Annotated in this window: 15 protein-coding genes; 8 read left to right on the top strand and 7 right to left on the bottom strand. The window is 64.6% G+C overall.

The window, feature by feature from the left end; genetic code table 11:
* Window positions 1–341: 341 nt before the first annotated feature.
* The 7 genes from IWX63_RS15570 to IWX63_RS15540 all read right to left on the bottom strand — a co-directional run bounded on the left by IWX63_RS15570 (window position 342) and on the right by IWX63_RS15540 (window position 6,447).
* A complete protein-coding gene (locus IWX63_RS15570; RefSeq protein ID WP_199279066.1) occupies window positions 342–665 on the bottom strand; it encodes a hypothetical protein in 324 nt (107 codons plus the stop codon).
* The gene (locus IWX63_RS15565) at window positions 662–1,420 is read right to left on the bottom strand and encodes a ParA family protein (RefSeq protein WP_334685928.1); all 759 of its coding nucleotides are present in this window, start codon (window positions 1,418–1,420) and stop codon (window positions 662–664) included. The genes IWX63_RS15570 and IWX63_RS15565 overlap by 4 nt, the downstream gene beginning before the upstream one ends.
* Window positions 1,421–2,171: 751 nt before the next feature.
* Window positions 2,172–3,902, bottom strand: coding sequence for a hypothetical protein (locus IWX63_RS15560; protein ID WP_334685926.1), 1,731 nt, complete (start codon window positions 3,900–3,902; stop codon window positions 2,172–2,174).
* A 365-nt stretch (window positions 3,903–4,267) separates the two neighbouring features.
* Window positions 4,268–4,471 (bottom strand): hypothetical protein, encoded by a 204-nt coding sequence (locus IWX63_RS15555; RefSeq protein ID WP_199279064.1) that lies wholly within the window; start codon window positions 4,469–4,471, stop codon window positions 4,268–4,270.
* A gap of 93 nt (window positions 4,472–4,564) precedes the next feature.
* Window positions 4,565–5,296 carry a hypothetical protein gene (locus IWX63_RS15550; protein ID WP_199279063.1) on the bottom strand — a complete coding sequence of 244 codons (732 nt, stop codon included), beginning with the start codon at window positions 5,294–5,296 and terminating at the stop codon, window positions 4,565–4,567.
* The gene (locus IWX63_RS15545; RefSeq protein WP_199279062.1) at window positions 5,296–6,030 is read right to left on the bottom strand and encodes a hypothetical protein; all 735 of its coding nucleotides are present in this window, start codon (window positions 6,028–6,030) and stop codon (window positions 5,296–5,298) included. The genes IWX63_RS15550 and IWX63_RS15545 overlap by 1 nt, the downstream gene beginning before the upstream one ends.
* Window positions 6,031–6,186: 156 nt before the next feature.
* The gene (locus tag IWX63_RS15540; protein WP_334685927.1) at window positions 6,187–6,447 is read right to left on the bottom strand and encodes an ArsR/SmtB family transcription factor; all 261 of its coding nucleotides are present in this window, start codon (window positions 6,445–6,447) and stop codon (window positions 6,187–6,189) included.
* A 319-nt stretch (window positions 6,448–6,766) separates the two neighbouring features.
* Here IWX63_RS15540 and IWX63_RS15535 point away from each other — a divergent pair, with 319 nt between their 5' ends.
* The 8 genes from IWX63_RS15535 to IWX63_RS15500 form a co-directional block, all read left to right on the top strand.
* Entirely contained in the window at window positions 6,767–7,885 is a 1,119-nt protein-coding gene (locus IWX63_RS15535) for a transglycosylase SLT domain-containing protein (protein ID WP_199279061.1), read from the top strand.
* Window positions 7,882–8,523: a hypothetical protein gene (locus tag IWX63_RS15530; protein WP_199279067.1), complete on the top strand. Its 642-nt coding sequence runs from the start codon at window positions 7,882–7,884 to the stop codon at window positions 8,521–8,523. The genes IWX63_RS15535 and IWX63_RS15530 overlap by 4 nt, the downstream gene beginning before the upstream one ends.
* Complete coding sequence (locus IWX63_RS15525; protein WP_199279060.1) at window positions 8,520–10,070, top strand: hypothetical protein; 1,551 nt, start codon at window positions 8,520–8,522, stop codon at window positions 10,068–10,070. Before IWX63_RS15530 ends, IWX63_RS15525 begins: the two co-directional genes overlap by 4 nt.
* Window positions 10,070–11,446 (top strand): MinD/ParA family ATP-binding protein, encoded by a 1,377-nt coding sequence (locus IWX63_RS15520; protein ID WP_199279059.1) that lies wholly within the window; start codon window positions 10,070–10,072, stop codon window positions 11,444–11,446. Before IWX63_RS15525 ends, IWX63_RS15520 begins: the two co-directional genes overlap by 1 nt.
* A gap of 2 nt (window positions 11,447–11,448) precedes the next feature.
* Window positions 11,449–12,051, top strand: a complete 603-nt coding sequence (locus IWX63_RS15515) for a DUF6668 family protein (protein ID WP_199279058.1) — start codon at window positions 11,449–11,451, stop codon at window positions 12,049–12,051.
* A gap of 16 nt (window positions 12,052–12,067) precedes the next feature.
* A complete protein-coding gene (locus IWX63_RS15510) occupies window positions 12,068–12,286 on the top strand; it encodes a hypothetical protein (protein ID WP_199279057.1) in 219 nt (72 codons plus the stop codon).
* A gap of 127 nt (window positions 12,287–12,413) precedes the next feature.
* Window positions 12,414–13,229, top strand: coding sequence for a hypothetical protein (locus IWX63_RS15505; RefSeq protein ID WP_199279056.1), 816 nt, complete (start codon window positions 12,414–12,416; stop codon window positions 13,227–13,229).
* A gap of 8 nt (window positions 13,230–13,237) precedes the next feature.
* Window positions 13,238–13,668: hypothetical protein (locus IWX63_RS15500; protein ID WP_199279055.1), on the top strand; the 431-nt coding region annotated here is incomplete at its 3' end.

Genomic DNA, 13,668 nt, shown 5'->3' with positions numbered 1-13,668 from the left:
CGACCCGCTACGACAAACTCGCCCTCACCTACCGCGGCGGCGCCGTACTACGCGCGATTACCCTCTGGCTCAAACGGTTAGGAGACACGCCCTAGTCCCGGTCCCGGTTCTGATCCTGGTTCTGATCCTGGGGTGGCTGGCTAAAAGGTGCACACACCTCGGCCAGCGACAGCCCGAGCACCCGGGCGATCTCGTCCCATGACCCGCTCTCATTCCGGGCAAGCCTCATAGCGGCGGCCATTTCCGATTCACTGTTGCCGCTGAACCCCTCGCGTCGCTTCTTGGCCACAAAACATGCATGCATGCATGCATGTGCGAACCGCAGACGCTCTCCTTACTGATCAGTGCCCTTGGCCGTGGGATCCCCAGCGACTACGTATTGCTTGCTCGACAGCTTCACGAACCGTGATGCCTTCAGATTCCACTGCCTGATCAAGGGTTTCTTGGACATCCTGGGACAGCCGCGTGCTGAATGGGAAAGTCAGTTCGCGCTTACGCTTTGCAGCCTTAGGCGATGCCTGCTGCTTGGGCTCAGGAGCGACCGCAGGAGCTTGGTCCTGTACTGGGCTTGGCACAAAATGCACCGGATCGACGGTTTCGTCAGGAGCAGGCCTAGGGCCGCGACGAGTAAGCGCAGGTGGGCGGTCCGGCAGGTTGTCGGTCATCGAATTACCTTCTTTGCGAGCTCAATGTACGCATCTACAACAGGGGCCCCTTTGCGGTACTGGCCGTACCACTCCTGTGTCAGGCGCATTTCTTGGACGATTGTCCGATGAGGGACCAAGGGGGTGAGTAGCATCCCTGTATCTCGCAGCTCATCTATGCTGCTGCCCGCTATCCGACTCATCACGGTGGACTGGACTGCTCCAACAACGATGCCGGCTTCAACTAGGTTGTCCGGCGCCCCGAGCCGACGCCTCGATAGCCGAAACTGATCAACACTGCGTCGGGCGCCGTCAACGCCATCGACACCGTCGACCGTGGGGGTTGCCGCGTAAACGATGGTATCTGAGGCATTCAACGCTGACAGAGTTAGCGGACCACCTTGGCGGTTAGGGCAATCAATGATGACAAGGTCTGCCTGTAGGGAGTCAAGGGATGTTTTCAACCTCAGCTCGGCATGATCCGCTCGGTCAGCTTCGCGGTTCGAGACATTTCGAGCTGACGGGATCGCTCTGAGGGTTGGGAACCAACCCGTCTGCACCGCAAGCTCCTCGGCCCAGCCGACGGGATCCGGATCACCCAGGATGGCTCCTACATGCAGGCCGGCTTCTTTGGGCTCTATACCAAGCCATTTTGTGGAAGCTGCCCGCGGGTCGAGATCTATCAAGACAACTTGGCGTCCTTGACTCGCTGCGACCGCAGCCAGTGAGACGGCGGTCGTGGTTTTAGTTGCTCCACCTGACTCGCTGTAGACCATAAGTGTTTGCATGCATGCAAGCATACATACGTGCACGCTGTCATGCATGCTTACTGGCATACATGCATACATAACAGAAAACTTTCATGCATGTTTTCATGCGTGCATGTATGCACTTTTTCATGCATGCATGCACGCATGACTACTTGCCCCGCACCGCGATTGAGACCGGTCCTCCTCGGAATCAGGATTTTACTTCTGGTTCCGCCGGTGGGGGAGTGGGGTCGATGTCGGGGGAGGCCGGTACGTTGTGCCGGTGACGGAGCCGGGGAGGGCGCCGGCGTGATGTGTGGAGTTGGAATACCTGGATGGCGGTCGGCAGACGGTTAAGGGTTTCGCGATGGCGTGGACCTCGGCGGCGGTGTACGCGCAGTGGGTGGAGTTCTCCCGGGCCCGTACGGCGTGGGTGCGCCCGGATTAGTGCCGGCGGCGCGAGCTCCTGGTCAGGACCCGCCCGGGGGCCTGATGTTGGCTGTGTTGTACCCGGCGCTGGTGGAGGCTGTGCACGCCCACCGCTCGCCCTGGGTGAGCTGTCCTCGTGTTGGTGAGGCGGGTGGGTGTATGCAGGCGGTCAGGCTGGTTCCTGCTGTGCATCTGTGTGCGGGACAAGCAGCGGAGCGTGGGGGAGCTTGTGCTGTGCACCTGTGTACAGGAGGCCTCCCACCCAGAACCCCGACCTGGCCGGCGAAGTCGCCGTGAATCCTGGGCGTGGAGTACGGCGGGTGCGGGCAGGTGCTCATTCGTCCTGGTATCAGGCGGCGTGCCAGAGGGAGTGTTGATGCTCGCGCTCGTCCTCGTGAGGTGGTAGCCAGTAGTCGTCGCGTTCGGGGTCGTGGAGTTCGTGTTCCTGGAGGTGGGGGACCAGGTGCCGGTCGAGCCAGGCGTGCCAAAGGGCGCGTTCCTTGCGGTATCGGGTGATCTGGGCCTGGCGGTCCTCGGTGGCGCCGAGCCGGTCCGCGAGCTGGAGGAGGTTGGTGGTGGTCATGATCTCCCAGCGGCCGTGGTGTCGGCGGATCATGCCCAATGCTTCCATCCCGGCCAGGTGGTCGGTGAGGGCGCGCCGACTAATGCCGGTGGTGCGGGTGAGCTCGGCGGTGGTGGGGGAATGGCGGCCGCGTTCGATGCCCTCGTAGGCCAGGGCTGCGACGTCGCCGAGGACCCGGAAAACGGGGCGGATGGCGTGGATCTTGCCCTTGCGCCAGGTCAGGTCCCGGGCGAGCTGCTCGAACTGCTCAGGCAACTGGATGGCGTAGGTGTCGGCGTTGCGGCCGCGGCCGCGCTCGATGCGGGTGAGGATCCCTGCCGAGGCGGCCTCGAGCTGGGGTAGGAGCCGGGCGATGGTGACGTGGTCCTTCCCCAGTGCCACAGCGAAGGTGCGGCACCCGACATCCAGAATGTTGGTCTGGTTGATCCTCATGTACGCCAGCACCGCCCGGATCAGGAACCTCAGACTGATCCCCGCGCGGCCCTGGTCCCTGAGCCGATGATCGAGGACGGCGTACAGGACATTCTCCAGATCGTTCACGAGCTCATGGATCGAGTGCACTCCCGGCAGGAAGTGCTGCTGGTTTGAGGAAGAACTGGTTTGGTGGCTGCCCCCCGTGAATAAAGTGGGGCTTGTGGTGAACTTATGCGCAGCGTTCCCCCCGGTGCGCTGGAAGGGGGCTTGCCGCACGGCCCGCCCGCTGGCCGTCGTCTTGGCTTTCGTCCTACCTTTGAGGCCGATGGTGTGGGTGGCGGTGAAGGTTTGGGCTTTGGCCCACTCGACGGGCAGGAGCCGGTCGGCCTTGGCCCCATAGAGGGCGCCCAGGCCGGCGTACGCACCTCCCATACCTGCTCGGACCTGGTCCAGGTTCCAGTGGCAGGCGGCGAAGTGGTTCAGGACCGCCATGCGGGCCTCGGAATCGCTGGAGTACCGGCTCGCCTCGTACAACCCGGTACGGGCCACCACCCGCAACGCCGACTCACGGCCCGCCTTCGATGTCGAACTGTCCGCGGCGCTGTCTCGTGCGGCGTGCAGGGCGGTCGTCGCGGCCGCGGCGCGTGCCTGGGTGCGACGCCGGGCCTGTTCCAGGCGGTAAAGCTCCGGTGCCAGGGCCTTGCCTAGCGCGGCCACGGCGGTGGCGGGATTGCGGCGGGTGAGGATCCTGTGGGCCTGCGTGAGCGGGGTGATGAGCATCTGGTGGCCGCCGGACTTGTGCGCGGACCCGGGCACGCGGATGCACCCGTCGGTGGGGTTCTGGTGCGGGCTCGGATCAAGACTCGGCGCGCACAATCCGAGGGCTTCGACGAGCCGGCGGGCCTCGGCCGCCGTGATTGCCTCCCGCAAAGGCACGTATAGGTGCCGGCCGCCGCTGGGGGACCGGTCCTCCACAAACGACAGGCCCGCCGCGGTGAGGATGCCGGCCAGGCGTCCGGCGTCGTCGTCGACGACGGCCTTCCGGGCCTTGGAGGTATCCAGGTCAAGGCACAGGGTCCGCACTGAGCCGTCGACCCCGTGGATCAACACGGCCGCCGGTGCGGAGGGCAGGGTGCCGGTGATGCGCAGCGGTGTGCGTGGCCTTGGGTACTGGAAACGATCCCCGATCCACCGGCCCGCCCGATAGACCGGCTGACCCGCAATCAGGGGTGCAAGAACCCACGCGGCGCTCGAGGGCGAATCTGCCCGGCGTGGCGCGGCATGAACTGCTGGAGGTGCTTCGAGCACTCGGTGTACACTTTCACCTAAGGGCACGACCTGAAAAGGACGTACTCGGTTGAGCTCCCCACCGGTGATCTTGCCGGAACGACGGTGTGGAGCTTGGAAACTTGAATATGAGAAGGCCCGCTACGGCGGGCCTTTTCTATTTAGGAGGCCCTACTGAACTGCAACTCCTCCTGGCTTGTAAGTTCATCGAGGTCAATGGTTTCGAGATAGCTATGGACGAGTCGAGCGACGAGATCGCTCCGATTCTCGTCAGTAGCTGCCACGACGGCAGCAAGCTTTTTGGCGTCGCTCATCGGGAGTCGAGCCGTGATGACGTGGCGTTCACCTTTGCTGCGCTGTGCCATGATCCCTCTTCCGGTTGAACCTGTAGACCCATCAAACCTGAATCTGATTGATTAAGTGGGATCGGTACGGCGTGTCGGCTCCAAATTTCACAGTCACACTTCATCCCGCAGTGCTGACGGGCGTACCAACGGATCGCCATAGACCCTCAGCGCCCGCCATGCGACTGCGAGGCCCATGATGACGCAGAACGCGGACAGCAGGCTGATGACCTGCGCGAAGTCGTAGATGCCGGGGTAGGGGATCCCTACGAAGACAAGAACTGCACGGAAGATGACGAGCCCGAACCCTGCAATCAGCAGCCCCGCAGCGGTTCGGCCGAGCTTGCTCTGGTTGTCGCGGTATTGGCCAACGAGCGGGGGCAGGAGGCAAAAGCACACGTAGGCGACGTACCCGACGGCGACACCGGTGTACGCAATGACGAGCGGGTCCGTCTGGTACAGCTCGAGGCCGGCAGACGACTCCGGGGTAGTGGTATAGGCGAAGAGAACCATCTCCAGAACGAACGCCAATACGAATACCATCCGGCCTTGGAAACCGCCGATGCGTCTGATCGCTCGGTTGCTGCGTAGTCCTCGAGCAAGTTGGTTGCCGAGGATGTTAACTGCAAGGAAGAGTGCGAGTTTGGCGAACAGGTCTGTGAAGTTGGTCCGCTGGAACGTGCCGTCGATCGCGTTATAGACAGTGGGAATCATTAACGCTAGGCCAACAGACAACGCTGCACCGCAGACGGCGATGGCTTGGTTTCGGCGTGCACCGAGCACGGGCAGCCTCGTGGCTGTGAAACCGAGCGCCATGATCAGGATGATGAGGAAAAGAACGTCCATTAGCCGAGGGTCTCCCAGAGTGCGTGTGCGTTTTCCCGCGCGTCGAGCTTCTTCTTCACGCGGCGGCGCAGGCTTTTCAGTCGTTGGTCCGCGAGGTCGATAACGTCAAGATCGTCAAGGTCCCGCAGGGCGTTTTCTCGGCCCATCGACGGCCAGTTAGCTTCAGCTGTGGTCAACAGTCCGGTGACGACCAGTCCGCTGATCTGGGAAACGCCTGCGATTGCCGACGCCAGTAGCGCTAGTTCGGGAGCCAGCCTGTTGTCGGACAGCATGGTGGAGAGGTTGGTAGTGGCTATGCCGCTTTGGTGCGACATCTCAGTACGTATGCTGCCGGGGTCAATGGCGTCTATCCAGGCCCGAACGCCATCGGGGTGGGGGATGGGGCTCATCTCGTAGTGTGCACCGATGAGGTGTGCCATGTCGGTGCGGTTCCTGCTCAGGAGTTCCGCGAAGAGGTCGGTGTGAGTGACCTGGCTGAGCAACTCCGCTCTTGTCGGCGGCGGCTGCGTGTTCTGCAGACCGAGGTAGAGCTCGAACTCGGACAACGCACCAAGTGGGTTGATGTTGAACGAGCGAGCCAACGCAACGACGACCTCCTCACTGACTCGATTCCTTACCCGCTGGGTCTTGATGGTGGACCGCCGCATGCTCAGCCTGTTGCCGATTTCGGTGGAACTGGTCGGCAAGCCGGCACGATCGAGCCACGCGTCGAACTCCCGCGCCGATACGGTCACAGGCCCCTCCTGTCGATGGGCTGCCAGCGCCGAATTTTTCCATCGACCACGACAGTATGCTTACATAAGAGTAGCTACTAAATATGCTTCTGAACCGCTTGGGGATCGGACGTGAGGCACCCGACCCGGATGTGCAGTTGATAGAGGAGAGCCTTGCTAACCACCGGATACGTACCTCAGGTACTTCTCCGCCAACTCCCGAACGCGATCGATTTGAGCGGCATACTTCACCGTTTTACCTGCCTGATCACCGGCGGGCGGGGTCGCAGCCACCACTCCCGCCTTCTGCAGGGCCACCAGATGCCGATTTAAACTCGGCCTAGAGATACCCGTTGCATCCGCGAGCTCACCTGCAGTGCTAGGCCCAAGACGAGAAAGACGTCGGAGAATCTCCGCCTGGGCACGGCTGCCAATCACGCTCACAGCGGCCTCAACCTCCAACGGAAGGTCGGGGTCAATGAGGGCAGGCACGTAACCATCTTGCCCGACTTGTTCGATCCAGCGAGAGCCATGCCATCACCTTATTACTAAATGATAAGGTGATGGCATGAAGTCGTCGGCATCGAGCTCTTCCTGAAGTTGGCGCGATGTCATCCGTCGCGAAGAAGAAACAGGTCACCAATCCGCGCTTCTGCCGTCCTGCATTGCGCACCGTTTTCGGGTTACACGCGGCCCCTCGAGCAAGGGACGAGCGAAACCACCAGCAGGGAAGAACAAGAAGGAAGGAGTGAGATTCGTGAGTAACGACGAGAAGCGCGGATCTGCAGCGCTGCTGGCGTTGGTGATCCTTGTTCCTTTCTTGGCGGGTCTGCCCGTCGTGGGTGTCGCTGGGGCTGCGGTCCTGACGCAGACCGAGAAGAAGCCCGCGGCATGTGTAATCTCCGCAGCCGGCGAGAGAGCGGGGGACCTCACCTCGACGCCGGCGATCCCGAACGGATGGGGCGAGCTGGTCGACGCTGCGGCGAAGACCGCTGGCCTGCCGGTCAGCGTGGTGGCGGCGCAGCTGAAGCAGGAATCGGGGTGGAGGGAAGGCGCTCGGAGTTCTGCGGGTGCGCAGGGCGTGGCTCAGTTCATGCCCGGCACCTGGGCCTTGTACGGGGAGGGTGGGGACCCGTTCTCGGCCGAGGACGCCATTCCCGCCTACGGGCGCTACATGGCGGCGCTGAAAGGACAGGTACAGCCGCTGGCCGGAGATGACGCCGACCTGCTCGTCCGCCTGACCCTCGCCGCTTATAACGCTGGCCCCGGTGCTGTGCAGGCAGCCAAGGGCACCCCGGCGTTCACGGAGACCGAGCAGTACGTCGAGAAGATTCTGGCCACAGGTCAGGGCGAGTTCTCCGCCGGGTGCACGGCTCCGGCGGGGACGGTTTCATGGGACGGCGACCTCGGCGACGGGGAGTGGACCAATCCGCTCCCGGGTGGGGTGTTCATTTCCGGGTACGGGGGCCGCAATGTCCCGGGCCTGCCGGCGTGGGCGCAGGACCACGTCGGGGTGGACCTGTCGACCCCGGGTGCCGGCTCCGGCAGCGGCGGTCCGGTCATCGCCCCGACTGACCTGCGGGTCACGGGCTTCAACGACAAGGACGGCTGCGTGATCGCGAAGGAGGACGGGGCTGACCCCGATTTCGGGTTCGCGTTCTGCCACCTCAACGCCTACAGCGTGGCCGTGGGGGACCGGTTGAAGCGCGGAGACGTCGTCGGCACCGAGGGCAACAGGGCCGGCCTGGGGCTGGTCGCCACGCACTTGCATTTCGAGATTTACAAGCCGGATGCACCGGAGGTCGTCTACCCGTATCAGGGCTGGAACCTCGACCCGGAGCCGATTCTGAAAGAGAAAGGAGCGTGGGTGCGATGACCCGTCGCTCACACACATACCTGCACCGGGCCGCCGCTCTGGCGGTCTCGATGATCGCTCTGACCAGCTGCGCCGCTGATACGACCGCATCGGAGGACGTGGCCCCGATTTCGGCGCCGACCACCATCTACGAAGGCTCTTACACCTCGCTCCCTGCCGAGGAGGTCCTGGGCGGCAACACGTTCGCATCCCCGGAGGATGCGGACCGGTCCGACGTCGATTCGACCGCCCGGGTCGCGGCGCTGATGCTGCATTCGTGGGACACGACGGTGGACCGCACCGAGACGGCGGCCGCAGTGCGCGCCATTTCGCTGATGAGCGAGGAGTGGGCGGCGAACCAGGTCGAGCCTGAGCGCAACGCAAGCAACGGTGAGTGGTTGGAACCATCCGAGCACGGCTCCTACAGCGTGCCCCGTGCCGTTCCGGCGATCGGTGACGCCGCGCAGGACGTCGCCCCGGACAAGGCCATCCGGGTCCTCGACGTGACATGGCGCTGGGTAGCCCGTGACGAAACCCCGTCGGAGGGGGGCGGCCGCCGGCAGATAACCGTCTATCTCGAGAAGACGGACGGCCAGTGGGACGTCGTCGGGCACCAGACCCGCGACATGACCACTGCGATCACGGGGGAGGGCAAGTGACTCCTGCAGTGCATTCCTGGCCCGTCATCCGCCTCACGATCGGCGAAGGCGAAATCGTCGCGGACGCGAACGGCGACGTCCTCACCTACCCGGTGCTCGATGACACGTCCGCAGCCGACGTGGCCGCCGACGCAGCAGCGGAAGCGTGCCGCCGTTTGGGCCTGGCCGCGTGCCGGGTGCAGGGACTCACCGAGGACGGCGAGGTCTACGAAATGGTCGTCGACGCCGAACTGGGCACCCTCGAAGAACGAGAAGACACCACCTCCACCGGCACTGCCGGCGGCACAGGTGCTGGTTCTGCCCGCACTGGGTCGAAGACTGCACGCCGTCGTACCCCTGCGCGCCGCAAAGCTGTGCTGTGGGGGAGCGCAGGAGTCCTGGCAGCCACGGTCGGTTTCAGCGCCTTCTACACGCTGCAGGACAACACGGTCGAGCCGGCAGCCACGGTCTACACGCCACCTCCCGCGCAGCTGCCGGTCCCGGCGCCTGCCGGATGGGATACCTACGGTGACTGGACGACGCCGATGACCGGCTCGACCGTTCGGGCGATTCTGGACCCTTCGGGGCAGCCGGTAAGCGTGGACGGCTCGAAGCTGATCGGCCATGACCCCCGGACGGGTGTGGAGCGGTGGACACGCACCGCTCCATTCACGGTCGCGCAGCTGGCTATGTTCACCCTCGATGGGCAGTCCAGGGTCGCGGCCGCAGCAGCCCGCGAGCTGGTGCTGTTCGGCGACGGGGCGGACCCAATCCGCGTCAACGTTCCCAAAGACGGAACAATCGTCCTGGACGGCGGGACAGCCCCTCGCGTGGACCTGCCGAACAAGCGGACACTGATCGTCGCAGCCGACGGCAGTACAGCGGCGCGGGTGGTCCCGGCGGCCGCGGAACCCATCGAAGCCCTCGGAGACGACCTGGTGGCAGCGGACACGCGCTCCGGACGGATCTGGCGCGTCACGCAGGACTCGGCAGCCCTGCCAGCCCCGGCGAAGCTGCCTGCGCCGTCAGCAGGGGCGGAACTAGTCACGGTCCTCGGATCCGTGAGCGGGACGGTCGTCGCGGCATGGAAGACCGACGACACCACCACCATCGGCTTCTACGCCCTCGGAGATGCCGCCGATGCAACGGACGCGACGCAGGTCGGCATTGTCGACGTCGAAGGAACCGACGTCGCCACCTCCGGTATCCAGGTGGACCGGGAAAACGGCCTGCTGATGGCCGGCACGGTCCTGGTCGACGTCGACGCGAAGCAGGCCCACCGCCTGCCCGGAGCCGGAAAGCTCGCCGCCGGTTACGCCTGGGTCACCACCAACACCGAGCAGCTGCGGATCAACGCGCAGGGCATCACCGAAACCACGACCGACGCCGCCCGGGCAGCGATCCCCGACGTCATCACCGACGACGGCAAGGCAATCACCCGAGCCGAAGGATCCTCCACCGGCCTGCTGTATGCGCTGACACAGGTCGCACCCCGGCCCACAGCAACACCAACCCCGACGTCTACTCCGAGCCCCACCTCGACTGTTTCCCCGAAGGAGAACCCCTGATGAGAATGACCGCTGTCATCGACCCAGCCGGCACCCTCGAGCTTGACCTGGGAGGCGAGAAAACCACCGCCCCGTACCCATCGGTCATGGACGCCCGCCGCTCCGTCATGAGCACCGCGACCGACCTCGCGGCCGAGACGAGCACCGCCACCGAACTGCACATCGAGGACCCATCCGGCTCCCGCACGATCCTCGTCCAAACCGACGGCGCCATCGTAGAGCAGGACGCCGAAAGTGACCCGACGGAAAGCGGGCCAGGACAGCCCGTCGAAGCGGTCGAACCAGTGGCGTCCCCGGTGACGCCGAAAGTGCAGACCGCGCCGGAGGCCGCGGTGGAAGCAGAAGCACCTGTTGCCGCTCCTGTTCCCATCCCTGTTCCCGCTCCCGTTGAGGCTTCCGTGGCCACGGAAGCGACGGCACCGGCAGAAACGGTGGAACCGCTGCCGACCCGCAGGACCGCGATGCCGTCGTTCGTCGACCGGCCGGACGCTGACTCGCCCGCCCAAGCGGGTTTTCGCGGTGTGCTGAATCAGTTCGGGTTGAAGCTTGCGGCCTCGCCGGCGGAGCTGGAGCAGCGCCGGGACGAGAAGACCGTCTCTCAGCACTGGGCCGGGCCCCGCACAATCACGGTCCTCAACCCCAAGGGCGGGGCAGGCAAGACGCCGACGGTAATCTGCCTGTCCGCTGTCTTCGCCCGACTCGGCGGCTCCGGTGTCCTGGCGTGGGACAACAACAACTCACTCGGGTCGCTCGGCTGGCGGACCTTCGACGCCGGCCATGAGGCGACGGTGGTCGACCTCCTCGAGCAGACCGACTACTTCATGACTGCCAATGCGCGGGCCGGGGATCTGGCGTCCTACGTCCACCATCAGCCCTCGGACCAGTACGACGTACTTCGCTCCGATGACCGGTCGGGCGCGAAGAAGCGGCACGAGGTCACCGGCGACGAGGTCCACCGCCTCTACTCGGTGGCCGCGAAGTATTACCGGCTGATCCTCATGGACTCGGGCAACACCGAACGCGGGGACAACTGGGAGGCCATGATCGGGCACTCCGATCAGGTCGTCATCCCGGTCAAGTCCGTCGACGACGCAGCCGAAGGCGCATCCCGGGTCCTCAGCGCCCTGCGGGCGGGAAACGAGCACGCACAGTCGCTGGCCGACCGTGCTGTGGTGATCGTCCTGGGCTGCACCCCGTCCCACGGTCCGGCGAAGCTGAACGAGCTAGCTGATTCCTTCCGCCCGTTCGTGAAGTCGGTCGTCACGGTGCCCTATGATCCGTCGCTGATCGAGGGCAGAATCCGGTTCTCCTCAATGCTCCCGCAGACCCGCCGCGCCTGGCTCCGGGCAGCCGCGCAGATCGCGGAGGGACTGTGACCGTGACCCCGCAGCGTAATCCGTTCGTCCACGAGCCGGAAGTAGAGCCGCAGGAAGACCCGATCGACGATGACCCGATCCTCGGCCAGCGCGAATCGCTGAGGGGCCCGCAGAACATTCAGCAGACCCTCGCCGCCGAGCCGGTCGAGGAAGAGGTACCAGCTGAACCTGTCGCGGTGACCAGCGCGACCCTGTGGCTGGTCGGTGCCTCCGGCGGCGTTGGCACCAGCACCCTCGCGGGCCTGTGCTCGGAGAACATCGTCGATGAATCCGAGCGGCGTCCGACCTACGCAGGCCGGGCCCTGTTGGTCTGCTCGACCAGCGCGTCCTCGCTCGAGGCCGCGCAGCAGCTCGCGCGGAAGTCCGCTTCCGGGCAGCTGCCCTACGAACTGGTCGGCCTGGTGATCGTCCACGACCGGCCGAAGAACCGGCTGACGAAGCCGACGCTGGATTTCGCGCGCGGTGTCGCGCGGATGTTCCCGGTCGCCATGACAGCGCCGTATGAACCCTCCTGGCGCGAGGTCGGCGTCAGCCCACAAGCTTCCGGGACACGACTGAAAAGCGTGCTCCGGAAAATCGAAAAGATCGCCCGCTCCGGGCACTGAGAAAGGCAAAACCCCCATGTTCGGAAACACTCTGGCAGCACACACCCTGACCACCATCAACGCGCTGACCCCGGTCCGTGAAGGATCGCTCTCAGCCCAGACCTTCACCCCGACGCAGCCTCCCGGCACCGAGGGCCTGACCACCGTCATCAACTGGATTCTCTGGGGCGCAGCCCTCGTCCTGTTCGTGTTCTTCATCTTCGGCCTCGTCTCGGCCGGTAGGAACCGCCGATAGGGCAACGAGATCGAGGCACCCATCTGGCCTATGGTCGCTGCCTGCCTCCTGGGCGCCTCGGGTGCAGTGTGGACTGCAATCACCTGAGCAACACCAGCTACCCACTTGATCGAGAGAAGGACAGACGATGAGCACACAGGACACCACCCAGGAACCGAAGGCCCGCCCGAAGTGGTTCGGCGCTGCCGCGATGCTGCTGGCCCTGGTGCTGGTCGGCCTCCTCGCATGGGGCCTGCGGGTATTCCTCTTCCCCAGCAACGACGAACCGGCAGCAGACCCAACCACCGCTGCAACGCAGACATCACCATCGTCCGCCTCGACGTCCGCGTCCGCGACGGCAGCACCGGTCGAGGACGCGGACGCCGCGTGGGACTGCCAGGCGGACCTCAACAGCGACGACACATCCGTGGCTGACAGTGCTCCCGCGATCGAGGAATGGGTAGTCGGCGGATACAACGTGATCCCGTTCTCGGATTTCGGCGGGTGCGAGAAATTGCCTTCCACCTTGCGCGTCGGTTACGCACCGACTCAAACAGGGTCACTGATGGCGGCGGCCACGTATGCCGTCGCTCTGGACCCGGCGGCCAGCGAGCAAGCAGCGTCCGACCTCGAAGCAGCGGTAGCGGAAGGGCCGAACCGAGTGCTGTTGGGCGAGCGAGCACAGCGTATCCGGGACGGGCTCGAGCAGAGCGAAGACACCTCCGTCATCGCCCGGTTGACCCTGCTGGGCTACATCCAGAACAGCTACACCGATGACGCAGCGTCCTACCGGCTGATCTACTCGGCACCCGATGCATCGGGTCTGGAACAGACACTCGTTGCTCAGGTCGATCTGGTGTGGGAGGAGGGTGACTGGAAGCTTGACCCGGCGTCGGGCAACGACTTCAATACCTGGGCCCGCTACCAGGGACAGCAATACGTGCAGTGGGGACCTAAATCATGATCGGAGACTTGGCAGGGAACCTCCTAGAAGGCGTCGCCGGCAGCGCGATCCAAAAGCTGATCCAGTTCCTTGCGGGCTGGCTGGTGCAGGTCCTGACGGAGATGATTAATTTCGTCGGTACGTGGTGGTTGAAGATCGGCGCACCGGATATGGGTGCAGGGTCCGCAACCGACCGTATCCAGCAGTCGACGTTGATCTTCGTCGGGATGGCCGGCGTCATCGGGACGGCCTTCGCACTGATTAAGCTCGCCCGGGACCAGGACCGTGCCTCGACCGAGAACCTGATCATGGGCATGGTGCGTACCGTCCTCACCACGGCGCTGGCCGTTCCAATGGTGGGCCTGCTGTTCGGGGTCACCGACGTCCTCGCGCCGTGGCTGGTGACCACGATTTCCGGGTCCGCGCAGGAAGACGGGCTCGGAACCGCGATGGGCTTGGA

Source organism: Arthrobacter sp. CAN_A2 (assembly GCF_015752045.1).
Taxonomy (GTDB): domain Bacteria; phylum Actinomycetota; class Actinomycetes; order Actinomycetales; family Micrococcaceae; genus Arthrobacter_D.
This window is presented reverse-complemented; position numbering and strand designations above follow the sequence as displayed.